The organism is Pseudidiomarina taiwanensis (assembly GCF_003987435.1).
Lineage (GTDB): Bacteria > Pseudomonadota > Gammaproteobacteria > Enterobacterales > Alteromonadaceae > Pseudidiomarina > Pseudidiomarina taiwanensis.
This window is the reverse complement of record NZ_PIQG01000001.1, coordinates 152897-168677: the sequence shown is the minus strand read 5'-3', so window position 1 is coordinate 168677 and position 15781 is coordinate 152897. Positions and strand designations below refer to the sequence as shown.

The following is a 15781-nucleotide window of genomic DNA, read 5'->3' as shown; positions in this document are numbered from 1 at the left end:
TTTTGATCTATGCCAATTATAAGAATCATAAAGGAATGACTCATGTCTGAAACTGCAACCACCCCAACGCTTCTCAACCGTGTGCTTGATAAGGTTGAAGTCGTTGGAAATAAACTGCCTGACCCTGCGGTCATGTTCTTCGGCTTACTCATTATTGTTTGGGTGCTCTCTTGGGCTTTATCCGGAGTTAACTTTGATGCAATTCATCCCCTAACCGGAGACCAGGTTACCGTAAAAAATCTCTTGTCAGGCCCGGAAATGGCCGACTTTTTAGCGAAGATGGTGACGACTTTCACCGGCTTTGCGCCATTAGGTGTGGTACTTGTAGCCATGCTTGGGGTGGGTGTCGCTGAGCGCAGCGGATTTATTAACGTTGCCATTAAATTAATGCTTAACGTCACACCTAAAATGCTGCTGACACCTGTGCTTATTCTGGTTGCGATTGTATCGCATACCGCAGTTGATGCCGGGTATGTCCTGGTTATTCCGCTGGGCGGGGTGATTTTCTATGCCGCAGGTCGGCATCCGTTAGCCGGTATCGCCGCCGCATTTGCCGGGGTGTCTGGTGGTTTTAGTGCGAACTTTGTGCCGTCAGCGATTGACCCATTACTGCAAAGTTTTAGCCAATCTGCCGCACAAATTTATGACCCAAGTGTGATGCTCAACCCACTGAATAATTACTTCTTCACGGCAGCATCATCGATTGTCGTAGTGTTAATTGGTTGGTACCTCACGGATAAAGTGATTGAGCCGCGGCTCGCGAATACCAAAATTGATGGTGACCAAGACGATATGCCAGTGCTTGATGATGTCACACCGCGTGACCGTAAGGCCTTCTATGCTGGCACCTTAACCATGGGCTTAGGTGTGCTCGTGCTGATTTGGGCAAGCCTTGCCGACAATACCCCGCTTGCTGATCCTGCGACGGGCAAACTCGCCTCATTTAGTGCGCCATTGATGCAGATGATTGTCCCGCTTATTTTCTTGCTGTTTGCACTGCCAGGTATCGTACATGGTTATATTGCCGGTACTTTCAAGAATTCGCAGGACGTTATCGGCGCAATGACTAAATCCATGGAAGGCATGGCTTATTACATGGTTATGGCATTCTTCTGTGCGCTGTTTATCAAAGCGTTCGGTGACTCGAATATCGGTACCTTGCTGTCGATTAAAGGCGCGCAATTCCTGAGTTCGTTGGCCCTATCAGGCGGCGTGACCATGGTCGGAATTATCTTCTTGGTCGCCTTTATCAATATCTTTATTGGTTCTTCTTCTGCCAAGTGGGCGCTGATTTCTCCAATATTCATTCCAATGCTAATGCAACTCGGTTACTCACCCGATTTAACCCAAGCGGCATACCGAATTGGTGATTCAGCGAGTAATATCATTACGCCATTGTTGCCGTACTTCCCATTAGTGGTGCTTTATTGTCAGCGCTATGTGAAAAATACCGGGATTGGCTCGCTGGTCGCCCTGATGTTGCCATTTACGGTGACCTTGCTCATTCTGTGGTCTGCCTTCTTAATCCTCTACTGGACCTTAGGTATTCCATTGGGCATTCAATCGAATTATATCTACCCTGCTGGCTAACTAAACGCAGCGTAGATAGGAGTGAATTATGAGCTACTTTTCTGGTAAAACAATCTGGTTAACCGGTGCCTCTTCAGGCATCGGTTTGGCCATGGCGGAGCAATTGGCCGCAGCTGGTGCACACCTTATTCTCACCTCGCGGCGCAGCGAAGCCCTTGAGCAAGTGCGCCAAAGCTTGGCTAATCCAGATGCGCATCAAATTCTCGCGCTCGATCTCAGTCAACCTGAACAAGCGGTAGAACAGGCACACGCGCAGCTTGGCCACCAAGTCATCGATATCCTCATCAACAATGCCGGCGTCTCTCAGCGTTCTTGGATTGTGGATACAGATTTGAGTGTCTACCGGCAATTGATGGAAATTGATTACTTTGCAGTCGTCGCACTCAGTAAATTGGTTCTGCCGCGAATGCTCGAGCGCAAGTCAGGGCATATCGTCACCGTCTCATCGGTTGCTGGAAAAGTCGGCACTAAGCTTCGTAGCGGCTACTGTGGTGCGAAATTTGGGGTGATTGGCTTCATGGATAGCTTACGCGCCGAAACGCGCGCTGCGGGCTTACAGGTCACATCGATACTGCCGGGCTTCATCAACACCCAGGTTGCCCACAATTCTCTTACCGGGGACGGCAGCGCTCTGGGACATGAAGACCCTGACAATGCCGGTGGGATTTCCGCTGAAGAGTGTGCTCGACAATCTCTGCAAGCCATAGCAAACGGCAAAGCAGAGGTCGTAATCGGCTCTGGCTTATCTAAACTTGCGCCGCGATTGCAGCGCTTTTTCCCAGGTCTTGTGCGTAAATTAGTCGCCAACCGCAAAACCTTCGACGAAAGCTAAACTTTTATTTGAGCCATAAAAAACGGTGCCTTGGGCACCGTTTTTTGTTGTTTCAGTCCAACTTAGACCATATGCACTAACATGGCGGTTGGGTTCTCGAGGAACTCCTGCCAACGCTTGTTAAAGCGAGCAATTGTTCCGCCATCAATAATGCGGTGGTCACCAGACCAGCTCACATTCATGATGCTGCGAGCGACCACTTGGCCATTCGCATCAAAGCGAGGTAATTGTTGCACCTTACCCAATGCCACAATAGCTGCTTCTGGCTTGTTAATAATTGGCGTTGCCACCGTACCCCCTATAACCCCAATGTTAGAGATAGAAATGGTTCCACCTTTCATATCTTCTGGGGCAACACGACCATCACGGGCGGCGTTGGTTAAGCGGGTCACTTCTTCTGCAATCTCAAGCAAGCTCTTGTTCTGCACCTGCTTAATATTTGGCACCAGCAAACCAATTTTAGTATCGACCGCCATACCAATATTGTGGTCGTCAAAATAGGTCAATTCAGTACAGTCTGCATTCACCTGCGCATTCATAATCGGGAATTCTTTCAGCGCCAGCGACATTGCCTTAATAAAAAACGGCATCATAGTGATGCGTACGCCTTGCTCGGCATATTGCGCTTTCAGTTGCTTCTGCAGTGCCATGACATCGGTCAAGTCGAACTCATCCGCGTAAGTAAAATGCGGAATGGTGCTCACCGATTCTTGCATTGCTTTGGCCATCGCAGCTTTTACGCCACGAATTGGCTCCACCCGAGTCCCACCGGTGCTTACCGGTGCTGCAGTTGTTGTTGCTGCCGCAGCAGTTGCAGGAGCGCTAGTGCTGGCTTGTGATCCATTGACGAATGCATGAATGTCGTCTTTTAACACGCGACCTTTCGCACCTGAGCCCGGTACTTGGCTAATATCAACATCGTGCTCACGAGCTAAGCGGCGCACAGCTGGGCTTGCAATTGCTTTGCCTGGACGGGCCGCGCTGGTAACCGTTGCCGAACTCTGCGCCGCCGGTTTGGTCGCTTGCTGCGCTTCTGTTGCTGGTGCAGCAGAACTTGTTGCCGCGCCAGCGACACGAATCGCAAATAATGGCTCGTGCACCTTCGCGATATCACCTTTACCGTAGTAGAGTTTCTCCACCACACCCTGCTCTTTCGCTGGGATTTGTACCAAGGCTTTGTCGGTCATGACATCGACAACAGGCTGATCTTCTTCAATCAGATCGCCTTCTTTGACCTGCCATTCAACAATTTCACACTCAACAATACCCTCGCCAATATCTGGCAAAATAAAGTCGGTGACGCTGGTGTCTGAGCTATCTTCGCCCGCAGTTTCCGGCGCTGCAGGAGCCTCGTTCTGAACAGGAGCTGCCGCGTCTGCATCCGTACTGATGGCAAACAAAGGTTCATGCACCTTAGCAATATCACCTTTTTGATAATACAACTTGGCCACCACCCCATCTTCTTTCGCTGGGATCTGGACCAAAGCCTTATCTGTCATCACGTCGACCACGGGTTGGTCTTCCTTGATGCTATCGCCTTCAGCAACGAGCCATTCGACGATTTCGCACTCAACGATCCCTTCACCAATATCGGGCAAAATAAAATCTTTACTCATCATCCTGCCTCTTAGTAGGTCATCGAAGCTTTAATGGCTTCAAAAACTTTCAAATGATCGACAAAGTATTCCTTCTCATGACTGAGCGGATATGGGGTATCTAAACCACAAACTCGCGCAATCGGAGATTCGAGATACAAGAAACATTCGTCTTGGATCGTCGCCGCAACTTCACTGGCAAAACCATTGGTCAATGGCGCTTCTTGAGTCACCACTAAGCGGCCAGTTTTGCGAACCGACTCGGCGACTGTATCGATATCCCACGGCAACAAGCTGACAAGGTCGATCACTTCGCATGAAATACCTTGTTCAGCGGCCATATCAGCAGCTTTCTCTGCCATCTCCACTTGTGCACCCCAGGCCAGTACCGTGATATCTGTCCCTTCCCGAACGATATCCGCTTTCCCAAGTTCAAGGGTGTACTCTTCTTCTGGTACTTCACCAACTGACGCACGGTAGAGACGCTTCGGCTCCATAAATAGAACCGGGTTCTTGTCGAAAATCGCACTCAGCAATAGGCCCTTCGCCATATATGGGTTGCGTGGCATAACGATCTTCAAGCCCGGCGTATGGGCAAAATATGCTTCCGGTGATTGTGAATGATAGTGGCCGCCTGCAATACCACCGCCATATGGGGTACGAATCGTTAAGCCACCGACATTGAATTCATTACCTGAGCGATAGCGGAATTTTGCCGACTCATTCACGATTTGATCAAACGCTGGAAAGATGTAATCACCGAATTGGATTTCAGCGATAGCATAACTCCCCTGCGAGGCCAAACCATTGGCAAAACCTAGGATACCCTGCTCGACCAATGGGGTATTAAAGTTGCGCTCACGGCCGTACTTCTCAGTAAGCCCCGACGTTGCGCGGAATACACCACCAAAGGCACCCGTGTCTTCACCAAAACTATAGACCTTATCACTCTTAGTCATGGCGATATCGAGGGCATTATTGATGGCTTGAAGTAAGTTCATTTTGGCCATTAGTCGTTCCCTCCATCAAGACGCGAGGCCGTTTTAGGGTAAGCCTCTGGATACTTACGAATATGCTCTTTCAACTGCTCTAGTTGCTTCTGCAACTGTGGAGTCGGCGTGTCGTAAACATCATTGATGAGTTCATCGATGTGAGGAACCGGTACTTTCTCCGCTTCTTTCAAAGCGGCAAGTACGGCAGCTTTCTTCTCGGCGAAATTCTCTTCCGCTTGCGCTTCGGTCAACCAACCCTTGTTAATGAGCCAAGTTTGGAAACGTGCCATCGGGTCTTTCGCGCGCCATGCGGCTTCTTCTTCCCGTGAACGATATCCGGTTGGATCATCAGAAGTTGAGTGGCCTGACATTCGATAGCTCATTCCTTCAATCAACACTGGCTCGTTCTCTTCAACGGCGAGTTTGCGTGCTAATTGAGTTGCTCGGTACACCGCAAAAATATCATTACCATCAATACGAATGGTTTTCATGCCATAAGCGACACCACGTGGCGCAATACCGTCACCCGCGTACTGTTCGCCTTGTGAAGGCGTTGAAATCGCGTAGCCATTGTTACGGCAGAAGAAAATTGCCGGAACTTTGTAAACTGCGGCCATGTTTAACGCGGCATGGAAGTCACCTTCTGAAGCGGCACCTTCACCGAAATAACATAAGGTACAGTGACCTGTTTTATCCATCTTCTGACCATAGGCATAACCGGTGGCCTGCGGAATTTGGGTGGCTAGCGGTGAAGCAATGGTCATAAAGTTCAACTCGGCACAGCCGTAGTGAACTGGCATTTGGCGACCCTTACCTAGGTCATCTTGGTTCGAGAACAGCTGGCTCATAAATTGCTCAACGGTAAAGCCACGATAAGCTAATGCGCCTTGTTCACGGTATTGGCCCATGATCATATCGCCAGCATCGAGTGCTGCCGCAGAACCAATACTGGCGGCTTCTTCGCCAAGTGAAGACAAATAGAAACTAATCCGTCCCTGACGCTGTGCAGCAATCATGCGCTCATCAAGGATGCGAATAAATTGCATGGTGTCGAACATTTTCAACGCCAGGTCCTGGTCGATATCTGGCACCTTCGCGCCTTTACGAATCGAGCCGTCTTCTGCCAAGATTTGCAGCATAGGAATCGTGAGTGCTGAGCCGTCAATAAACTCAGGCGCAGTCACAATATCAAGCTGATGTTGTTTATCTTTTGCCATAACTTTCTCGTTGTCACAAAAATTGGGCACACTTTACCTTTACGTCAACTGACATGCAAACCGACCAGTTTTAATTGTCCTTCAATAAACGTAAAGTGCTGCGGACATTTCTAATTACGCTAATGGCAACTGCTCCACCTCAAGTGGAGCCACCATGAGTAATGCTCTTTGGCCAATCTCGACCTTGGCATTAGGGAATACAATGCGCTCACCGGCTTGCTCAACCCGATACTCAGTATCACCGTCACAGGCTAACAACTCACCAACTTTAAACTCGGTAAAATTAGCAACATCATCGGGAAAATTGAGCCGAAATTGCTGCTGGGTGCGGTTAATTACCCTGCAGACGTCGTAAACCTTGTGCCGTTTGGGGTTAAATTCAGGTAGGTCGAGTGACGCTTGCGAGACCAGCTCGCGTAAACACCGGTCGACCGCGCTGAAGCGGCTCATATCATTTTGCCCAAACGGACGCACCTTACCGAGTTCAACGGTAAAGCCATGTGCGGCAAATTGCGAAACACTGAAATAGCTAAAGGTTGTGGTGGGCGCTTGATTAAGCAAAATTGCTTCGATCCCACATTCCGCCAAAAACGTCAGTTGCGCCTTACTGTATGGGCGCCCATGTTGAAATGGATAGACCGCAAATTTTTCATGTTGCGAATCGCGAATCGCCGTATGTAAGTCGTAATGGATGCGCTCTTTTTGCGGATATTGCTCAAAAAACTTGCGTACATAGCCTTCAAGCTCGGCTGCGCGCTGATGCTCCTTGCTGCTTCCTTTTTTATGCGCTCCACTAAACAAACGATTCATATTAGTTTCGACAAAGCGCTCGCCAGCCATAATCGACCAGGGATTAGCGAACAAAAATAAGGTCGGTTGGCGCACCTGCAAGCGATCGTTAAAGATATCGCTTAGCATGCGATTCAAAAGCTCAATCGGAGCGGTTTCATTCCCATGCACCGCACAACTCAGCACAATGGCTTTATTCCCCTCACTATCCTTATCTTTAGGGCTGATCTCGAGCACCCCAAAATCATGACAAGTGATATTCAACGAAGGATGTTGAATATCGGGTTGTGGGTTAGCATCTTCCTGATCAATGGTGAGCGTCCAATCCAATACATCAAAATCAATCATTTGCTTTTCTATCCTTCACTTCTTCTGCGCTCTCTACAGCGGCGTCGCTCTCCTGAGCAACGGTGATAGGTCCCGGCTCCAAGCCCTTAGTTGAGAGTAACGCGCGCAATACTCGGGCACGATATTCACGCCGATATAACACCAGAATCACCATGGTCGTGGCTGCAATAAAAGCATACGGATGAATAAACCAGAGCAAGAAAGCGAGAGCGAAATAGTATGCGCGTAAGCCGTTGTTGTACTCATGACCCGCTTGATCAAGAACTTTTGCAGTATGCCGAGCAAAGCGCTCGCGCTCCTCATCACTGTATTCTGTTGAACGATACTGCGGCGCAGCGCCCATTAGCACAGATACAAAGCCAAACTGGCGAATCGCCCAAGTGAACTTAAAGAAAGCGAAGACAAAAATCAGCGACAACAACGACAATTTCAGCTGAACTTTTTCAGTGGCGGTATCCGCGGTGAATGGAATCGATTGCAGCACTTCAACTGCTTTATCAGCCGATGCGAGTAAAGTGAGCACACCGGCTAATACCAGAATCGTGGTCGACGCAAAAAATGTCACCGTGCGCTCCACGTTTCCAAGCAGTGCAGCATCGGCAATTTGATGTTCTTTGCGGGTCAGGGTCATCATCCAGTCCACCCGCAACTGGCGGAGGATATTCGACAAACTATGCGTTGTACGCGCCCGTAAGCGAGCAAATTGCGCATAGCTGAACCATGATATGACAAAGAATGCCAGCGCAATAATATCGAGCAATGAGAGTGTCATCATAACTGAGCCCTGCCGATACAAAGACGCGACCAAAGGTGATCGCGTCTGTAAGTCGAGTTTACTCTCAGTAGTTTAACAAATTATGACAGGTTTGACTCATTTTTCGGCGGTGGCGGTGCCATCAGCCCATACCATGACAGCATGGTGCGAACGCCGCGACGCAAATCATTCAAAATGATATATAGACACGGGATCAGCACTAAGGTGATCACGGTTGCGAACAAAATACCGAAGGCAAGTGAAATAGCCATTGGCAACACAATTTTCGCCTGCAGCGATTTCTCAAGCACGATCGGTAGGAGACCGAAGAAAGTTGTCAACGAGGTCAAAATAATCGCCCGGAAACGTCGCGCTCCCGCTTCAGCCACAGCAACCCGCAGCGCAGTTCCTTCAGCTCGCGCCCGGTTAACGTAATCAACCATAACCAAGCTATCGTTCACCACAACCCCAGCCAAAGCAATGATACCGAACAGCGATAGAATCGAAATCGGCATACCTAAAATCCAATGGCCCACCACTGCCCCGATAATTCCAAATGGAATCACTGACATAATGATCAATGGTTGACTGTACGATTTCAGCGGAATCGCCATCAAGGCATAAATCGCGAACAACGCGAGCATAAAGCCAATCGCCAACGAAGATTCCGCTTCCGCTTGGTCTTGTGACGCCCCTTCAAGTTGCGCTGCTACTGACGGATATTGATTGAGAATATCCGGCAAGATGTCTTGCTGTACCTGGCGCACAATCGCGAATGGCTCAACATTATCTTTATCAACACGGGCACGAACATTCACCGAACGGTCTCGGTTGATCCGGGTGATAGTATTGTAGCCTTCAGCAAAGCGCACCTCAGCCAGTTCAGTGAACGGAATCATGGCACCATCAGCAGTACGCAATTTCATTTCCTCGAGATTACCGACTGAACGGCGTTCATCCAACGGATAGCGCACCATGACTTTGACTTCTTCATCAATGCGTTGGATCCGCTGCGCCTCGGCACCGTAAAACGCATAGCGCACTTGCGTTGCAAGTTCCGCCAAGGTAATACCCATGGCATTTGCCAGCGGCTTCAGTTCAAGGACAATTTCTTCATTACCCTCACCGAAGGTATCTTCAACATCGAATACCCCAGCAAATTCAGCCATCCGACCACGCAGTTCACGAGCAGCTGCGGCTAATTCATCCAAATTATCACCGGTTAGCTGGAACTCGACATCAAAGCCGCCTCCTTGGCCTATGCTGCCTTGGAAGTTCATGTTCTTCACGCCAGCGATTTCTGGGGTCATCTCACGCCACAGATTGATGATTTCAAAACCGTCTATTTCGCGCTCTTCGCCCTTTTTGAGCTCGGAGAAAATGGTGCCGCCGGCAGCGCCACTCATCCACACATTAGTATGACGGACCACGCCATCACCTTCGCGCTCAGCAATTTCAGCATCGGCACGCATTAAAGCTTCTTCGACTTGCTGTAAAACGCGAATCGTTTGCTCTTCTGATGAGCCTGGTTGCATTTCAATATTGGCACGAATAAAGTCACTTGGAATGTTCGGGAAGAATACCGAGCGAACAACACCACCAGTTATCAAACCAATCATCAAGATGAATAGCGCGATAAAACTCGCCAACGTGGTGTAGCGATAGTGCAAACACTTTTTCAAGAAAGGCGAATAGTACTTATCAACAAATACTTTAAGACTGTCGGAAATCTTATTCCGTACACGCTGGAACTTATTAAGGTTTTCACCGCCGTCACGGGAGAATTTCATCCCGGCAATGTGCGCTGGCAAAATCAATTTCGACTCAACCAATGAGAACGCTAAGCAAAGGATAACGACCCAAGCGATCGATTCCCAGATACCGCTCATGCCGCCTTCGACCATTAACATCGGGATGAAGGCCACCATAGTGGTCAATACCCCAAAGGTTGCTGGCATCGCCACGCGCTTCGCCCCACGCACTACGTTATCAACGGTCTTGCCATGCTTTTCGATTTCGGAATAAGCACTTTCTCCTATCACTATGGCATCATCGACCACTATCCCGAGCACCAATATAAAACCAAACAAACTAATCATATTGATCGATAGGTCGAACATCGGGAGCGGCATCAACGCGATGGTTCCGAGGAAACAAATCGGAATACCAATCATGACCCAAAACGCGAGGCGTAACTGCAAGAATAAACTGAGCATGATGAAGACTAAGATGCCGCCAAAAATCATGTTGTCGATCATCAAATCAAGACGACCTTGCAGGTAATAGGATGAGTCACCCCAATAGTTCAATTTGACTGCATCAGGGAGTTCTTTATTTTTGCGATCAATATAGCTCTTAACGGCAGCGGCAACCGCTAAATCATTCTGATCACCCACCGAGTTAACGCGCACAAAGGTTGCCGGCTTGCCATCAAATTGGGTGAAGCGACGACGCTCGATAAAGCCATCTTGCACTGTGGCGATATCACCAAGCGTCAAACGCGTCCCATCCGGGCGGTTGACCAGCACGATTTGTTCAAACTCTTCACCAACATAAGCTTGGTTGTTGGCACGCAGCAGAATGTCACCATTTGGCGTACGAATGGATCCGCCAGCGACGTCAATTGACGTGCCGCGCACCGCGTTAACAATTTGCTGGAAGGTGAGGTTATAGCGCTGCAAATCTTCTTCAGAAATTTCGATCGCAATTTCATAGTCGCGCGAGCCGACAACTTCCACTTTGGTGATTCCAGCGACCCCTTTAAGATCATCTCGAATTTCTTTCGCGAGTTCTTTTTGGGCACGCTCATCAACGTCCCCGAAGATACTTAGCCAAATCACTTCACGCTGCGGACGGGTTCGATAAATATTAGGATTCTCGATCTGCTCTGGCAGGTTCGGGATCGCATCCACCAACATTTTCACCTCATCCATCACCACTTGCAGGTCATAGTCTGGGTCGACCTCGATGGTGATCGAAGCACTACTCTCGCTTGCCCGCGAGGTCATTTTATCTATGCCATCAACGTCTTCGAGGGCATCCTCGATTGGAATAACAACGCCCTGCTCAACCTCTTGTGGGGCGGCTCCTGGGAAGGGCACTTGAATACTGATCATATTCAATTCAATTTCCGGGAACATTTGCTTCCGCACTTGCGAAATCGCCATGATCCCACTGACAATAATAATCAGCATAAGTAAGTTGGCGGCAACCCGATTATTCGCCCACCAAGCAATTAAGCCTTTTTCACGAACTTGTTCCATAGCGCTTTCCCTTAACCTTCATTCGGGTTATTCGGCAGCTCAGCTTGTGCTGGGACCGGGTCGGTTGCGAGTCGAACTTTTTGACCTGGAAGTGCGTTGACAAGCTGCGTCAACACCACTTTGTCGCCCGGTTGCAAGCCTTCACTAATATACAGCGTATTCTCTTCAGCTCGATCAATCACGACTTCACGAGCTTCAAGTTCACGTGCATCGTTGACCACCCAAACGTTCCCATTTGAAAATTGCGCATAACGTGGCACTTCATAAACACCCTTCGCAACAATGCCTTCGATATCTAATTGCACAAAGCGGCCAAAGCGCAGTGGTGTGGCATGTTGCTCACTTGCAAGGTTGTATGGATCGATAACTTCAACAACCCCATAAATCACGCGACTGTTACTATCGAGAATCCCCTCGCTACGAGTTAAGTGACCGCGCCAACGCTGCGCTTCACCTGCCACATTTGAGTACAGCATGACCTCTGGAGTTTGCGAGATTTGATCAAATTGCTCAGGCAAGTATAAATACGCGAGGTCGCGATCACTCAGTGGCACACGCACCTCAGCGACATCGGTTCCTAATAGTTGGCCAACTTGAGTGTTCATAGTGATGAACTGCCCTAACTCGGCATTTTTGTTTTGTAGAATCCCAGCGAATGGTGCCTTAATCGCGGTTCGTTCGAGATCGCGCTTCGCCTTTGCTAACGCTGCTTCAGCTGACTTCACCGCAGCTAAAGCGCTGGCGACTTGTGGCTCACGAATACCAAGGGCGGGAATTTCGCCCAACTGCAACGATTCCCATTCTTCTTTGGCGACTTTAGCCCGCGCACTTTCCTCAGCTAACGCAGCACGCGCTTGCGCAAGTGATGCCTCGGCACTTTGCACGGCAACCCGATAATCCGATGGATCGATCTGAATCAAGGTTTCGCCCTGCTTGAAAAAGCCACCGTTTACATATTTATCCGAGACTTCAATCACTTGCCCTGAAACTTGCGCATTCAGCGTCGTCATCCGCTTAGGCATGACATTACCTTGGCCAGCGACCACATATTGTTGGTCTTGAGGATACACCTCTAATACATCAACCAAGGCCGGTGGTCGCGCATTCGAGCGTTTAGGTGGTTCTGGTTTTAATGCCGACAACACTACGACAATCAAAATAGCTGAGAGAATAATCAATGGAGGGAGCAGAGCTCGTTTTTTCAAAGCCATAAGTCAGCGATCCAAAATTAAATTAAGTTAACGATATTATGGATGATGTTGCGCCGAAACGTTAGCACCAATATGTTGCAGTCTGTGAGTTAGATCACATGAGTTGTAACAGAGCGTTACAAACTCATGTGCAAAAAGCATGCAGATTAACCATTTAACAGATAGCTTTCAGCCGCTTCAACAGCTCGCGGGCCCCCACTCAGCAACACCACATCGTTTGCAGCTAACTCAAAATCACCACTGACCTCTTTCAATTCAGTATCGTCACGGCGCACAGATTTAATCACGCAATCAAGTTCATCAAGGCGAATATCTTTGAGTTTCTGACCACAGGCAAAAGCATTATCGTGGATAACAACTGCATGGAGGAATTGTAAACGTTCCAGTTTTTCAGGCGCCATATCGGTACTTTCACCAGGGAAAAAGCCATGCATTTCACCGTAATGTGAGCGCCGAGCCGCATCAATTCGGGCCAAAATTTTCCGAATTGGCACGCCGGTTCGACTCAATACTTGTGACACCAACATCAGACTCGCCTCTAGCGTGTCGGGAATAACTTGCGTGGCACCAGCAGCCATCAACTGATCAAGTCGAGTATCATCTTTACTCCGCACCAGAATGGTCGCGCTTTCATTGATACTGCGCAGTGCTCGTAATACCTCTACTGAGCGTGGGTCATCAGCGAAGCTAATAATAATCAATTCAGCTTGCTCGGCATGGACGGCTTTTAAAATATCGCGGCGGCCGGCATCACCAAAAAACACCGGAGCGCCACCCGCGAGCGCTTCTTGCACGCGTTTTGGGTCATGATCGATAGCAAGATGCGCGAGCTCTTCGTTTTGCAAGAAGCGACTAATGGTTTGCCCAACCCGGCCAAAACCCAACACTAGTATTGGTTTACCCTGCTCTGGGGCACTTGTTTGTGGAGCTTGTATGGCGTCATTGGTGGCTTTAATGAAGCGCATCACTAATTCATCACTGCGCTGAATAACCAGCGGAGTAAGCGCCATCCCAATCACGCCAATGCCCACTAAAATCGAGGCAATGTCAGCAGGTAATAGCTGTACACTTAGTGCCAAGCTGACTAAAACGAAGCCAAACTCTCCCATTTGAAAGAGATTTAAACCAGCCACCCAGGAATCTTTATTACGCTCGCCCATGCTCACCGCCAGCGTTCGAATGACCAGCATTTTGATTAAACCAATACCGATTAAGCCAAGCAGCACCCAATGGATGTTTGAGCTGACGACCGTTAGGTCGAGTTGCATCCCAATCGTGATAAAAAAGAGCCCCATCAGAATATCGCGAAATGGTCGGATATCTGCTTCCAATTGGTGCTTGTACTTGCTCTCGCCTAACATCATCCCGGCCAAAAATGCACCGAGTGCCATACTTAAACCGAACACATGCGTCAGCCCGCCGGCGACTAAGGCGACCAATAAGGTTGCGAGGACAAACAGCTCGTCGGTACGTAGTTTTGCAATTTCTCGGAACAGATGGGGCAGAATCCACTTCCCAATTGCCATCAAGACCACCACAACTGCAGCGCCCTTGAGCAACGCGTAGCCAAGTGATTGCCAAATTGCGACGTCTCCGCTGGTTGCGAGTAGCGGAATGATAATCAGCATAGGGACAACCGCGATATCTTGAAATAGCAGCACTGCAACTGTCATCTGCCCGCGCCGTGAGGTTAACTGCGACGACTCACCTAACTGCTTGATCACCACAGCCGTAGAGCTCAGCGCTAAAATGCCACCGATAACCACGGCAGCGCTCCAATTGGGCAAAATGAGCCAAGCTAGACCGGCAAATAATGCGGTGCATAACACGACTTGCCCAAGACCAAGCCCAAATACCAAGCGCCGCATGGCAATCATTTTGGGTAAAGAGAATTCCAGTCCAAGCCCGAACAGCAGCAGTACCACCCCTAATTCCGCAATAAAGTGATACTCTTGTGGGTCAGCTATCCAGCCCGTTACATCCGGACCGGCGATGATTCCTGCGGTTAAATAAGCAAGAATTGCTGGCAACTTTGCGCGCCGAAATAGCCACACCAGCACCACCGCAATCGCGAGCATTAAGAGGACATCAAGAAAGGTGCTGTTCATAATTTTCCCTTATGCTTTAGTCGCTTCCAGCTGAGTTACAACGAGGCGACGGTTTTTCCGTGGTTGATTAATTCGCTCCACTTGAAAGTTCCCCCAGCTTACCACTGGCTTACGATCATTTTCGCTGGCGAGCATTTGCTCGCGAAGTTGCTCAAGTTGCGCATAGGATGGCATTGCTGTGCCAAGCTGCTGCAACCAATATCGCAGCACGGCTCGTTGCATCGTGGCAGAGGCTTGCTCCAGCCAACCAATCGCAAGTGCGCCACTTGCATCAATATGCTCAGCGACATCGCGAGCCAGCAATTCATCCAGTAACTGTTGCTGCTCAGCACACAGCCGCGCACTGCGGAGTACGGCATCACCGAAATGCGGCCAGCGTTGCTCGATCAGAGGAATAACTTCATGGCGAAAATAGTTGCGGTCGATACTGCGATCATAATTGGTCTCGTCCTCAACCCAGTGCAGTTGAAACTGCTTCGCATAGGCATAGATTTGCGCTTTGCTGACCTGCAACAGGGGTCTCACAAAGTGAATTGGAGTCGTTGCTTGAATGTCTTCTCTGCGGCTTGCCATGGCGGCCAGACCGCGTGGACCCGCACCGCGTTTTAGCTGTAACAGAAAGGTTTCGATTTGGTCGTTGCGATGCTGACCGAGCAGAAGAACTGGGGGTTCGCTACAGCCCCAACGCATATTATATTCAAGCGCTAGTTCACGCAGCCGTTGATAGCGATGCTCGCGCCCCTGCGCCTCTTTACTCGCGCGCGCATTCACAGCAACCTCAATCACTTCACCATAATATGGAAATTGGCGCCTAGCACAGTCAGCCTCGAGGCTGGCTGCCCATGCGCCTGAATCTGGATGGAACTGATGGTCTAAGTGAATCGCCAAGAAGCGAGCGCAGGGATTTGCCTGCCGATAGCGATCCAATAAATCAAGAATCGTTTGAGAATCAGCCCCGCCACCTAGACAGGCAATGAAGAGTTGTTTCGGGGTGGCCGCAAACTGCGCCAGCGATTGCTCAAAAACATCATATAAATCGACTGACTCAGAGGTTTCCGTTGACAGCGCTGTGGCCACCGCAA

General features: G+C 49.4%; 11 protein-coding genes. 2 read left to right on the top strand and 9 right to left on the bottom strand.

The window, feature by feature from the left end; all coding sequences use genetic code 11:
• The first annotated feature begins 42 nt into the window (after window positions 1-42).
• Complete coding sequence (locus tag CWI83_RS00775) at window positions 43-1590, top strand: AbgT family transporter (RefSeq protein WP_126824406.1); 1548 nt, start codon at window positions 43-45, stop codon at window positions 1588-1590.
• A 28-nt stretch (window positions 1591-1618) separates the two neighbouring features.
• A complete protein-coding gene (locus tag CWI83_RS00770; protein ID WP_126824403.1) occupies window positions 1619-2422 on the top strand; it encodes an SDR family oxidoreductase in 804 nt (267 codons plus the stop codon).
• A gap of 62 nt (window positions 2423-2484) precedes the next feature.
• On the opposite strand, the gene CWI83_RS00765 is transcribed toward CWI83_RS00770, so the two are convergent.
• The 9 genes from CWI83_RS00765 to tilS all read right to left on the bottom strand — a co-directional run bounded on the left by CWI83_RS00765 (window position 2485) and on the right by tilS (window position 15776).
• The gene (locus CWI83_RS00765; protein WP_126824401.1) at window positions 2485-4038 is read right to left on the bottom strand and encodes a dihydrolipoyllysine-residue acetyltransferase; all 1554 of its coding nucleotides are present in this window, start codon (window positions 4036-4038) and stop codon (window positions 2485-2487) included.
• Window positions 4039-4049: 11 nt separating this feature from the next.
• The gene (locus CWI83_RS00760) at window positions 4050-5027 is read right to left on the bottom strand and encodes an alpha-ketoacid dehydrogenase subunit beta (protein WP_126824398.1); all 978 of its coding nucleotides are present in this window, start codon (window positions 5025-5027) and stop codon (window positions 4050-4052) included.
• Window positions 5027-6226 (bottom strand): thiamine pyrophosphate-dependent dehydrogenase E1 component subunit alpha, encoded by a 1200-nt coding sequence (locus CWI83_RS00755; RefSeq protein WP_126824396.1) that lies wholly within the window; start codon window positions 6224-6226, stop codon window positions 5027-5029. Before CWI83_RS00755 ends, CWI83_RS00760 begins: the two co-directional genes overlap by 1 nt.
• 114 nt (window positions 6227-6340) lie before the next feature.
• On the bottom strand, window positions 6341-7363 hold the full coding sequence (gene astE / locus CWI83_RS00750) for a succinylglutamate desuccinylase (RefSeq protein ID WP_126824393.1): 1023 nt from the start codon (window positions 7361-7363) through the stop codon (window positions 6341-6343).
• A complete protein-coding gene (locus CWI83_RS00745; protein ID WP_241969843.1) occupies window positions 7356-8138 on the bottom strand; it encodes a DUF599 domain-containing protein in 783 nt (260 codons plus the stop codon). Before CWI83_RS00745 ends, astE begins: the two co-directional genes overlap by 8 nt.
• Window positions 8139-8218: 80 nt before the next feature.
• The gene (locus CWI83_RS00740) at window positions 8219-11380 is read right to left on the bottom strand and encodes an efflux RND transporter permease subunit (RefSeq protein ID WP_126824390.1); all 3162 of its coding nucleotides are present in this window, start codon (window positions 11378-11380) and stop codon (window positions 8219-8221) included.
• Between the two features lie 11 nt (window positions 11381-11391).
• Window positions 11392-12591 carry an efflux RND transporter periplasmic adaptor subunit gene (locus CWI83_RS00735; protein WP_126824387.1) on the bottom strand — a complete coding sequence of 400 codons (1200 nt, stop codon included), beginning with the start codon at window positions 12589-12591 and terminating at the stop codon, window positions 11392-11394.
• A gap of 146 nt (window positions 12592-12737) precedes the next feature.
• Window positions 12738-14699 (bottom strand): monovalent cation:proton antiporter family protein, encoded by a 1962-nt coding sequence (locus CWI83_RS00730; RefSeq protein WP_126824384.1) that lies wholly within the window; start codon window positions 14697-14699, stop codon window positions 12738-12740.
• Between the two features lie 9 nt (window positions 14700-14708).
• The gene (gene tilS, locus CWI83_RS00725) at window positions 14709-15776 is read right to left on the bottom strand and encodes a tRNA lysidine(34) synthetase TilS (RefSeq protein WP_126824381.1); all 1068 of its coding nucleotides are present in this window, start codon (window positions 15774-15776) and stop codon (window positions 14709-14711) included.
• Window positions 15777-15781 lie beyond the last annotated feature (5 nt).

What these genes read in the sequence shown, in the direction of transcription:
- CWI83_RS00755 (WP_126824396.1), bottom strand. Translation starts at nt 6,226, where the DNA reads ATGGCAAAAGATAAACAACATCAGCTTGATATTGTGACTGCGCCTGAG.
- astE (WP_126824393.1), bottom strand. Translation starts at nt 7,363, where the DNA reads ATGATTGATTTTGATGTATTGGATTGGACGCTCACCATTGATCAGGAA.
- CWI83_RS00745 (WP_241969843.1), bottom strand. Translation starts at nt 8,138, where the DNA reads ATGATGACACTCTCATTGCTCGATATTATTGCGCTGGCATTCTTTGTC.
- CWI83_RS00775 (WP_126824406.1), top strand. Translation starts at nt 43, where the DNA reads ATGTCTGAAACTGCAACCACCCCAACGCTTCTCAACCGTGTGCTTGAT.
- CWI83_RS00765 (WP_126824401.1), bottom strand. Translation starts at nt 4,038, where the DNA reads ATGAGTAAAGATTTTATTTTGCCCGATATTGGTGAAGGGATCGTTGAG.
- CWI83_RS00770 (WP_126824403.1), top strand. Translation starts at nt 1,619, where the DNA reads ATGAGCTACTTTTCTGGTAAAACAATCTGGTTAACCGGTGCCTCTTCA.
- CWI83_RS00740 (WP_126824390.1), bottom strand. Translation starts at nt 11,380, where the DNA reads ATGGAACAAGTTCGTGAAAAAGGCTTAATTGCTTGGTGGGCGAATAAT.
- CWI83_RS00760 (WP_126824398.1), bottom strand. Translation starts at nt 5,027, where the DNA reads ATGGCCAAAATGAACTTACTTCAAGCCATCAATAATGCCCTCGATATC.
- CWI83_RS00730 (WP_126824384.1), bottom strand. Translation starts at nt 14,699, where the DNA reads ATGAACAGCACCTTTCTTGATGTCCTCTTAATGCTCGCGATTGCGGTG.
- CWI83_RS00735 (WP_126824387.1), bottom strand. Translation starts at nt 12,591, where the DNA reads ATGGCTTTGAAAAAACGAGCTCTGCTCCCTCCATTGATTATTCTCTCA.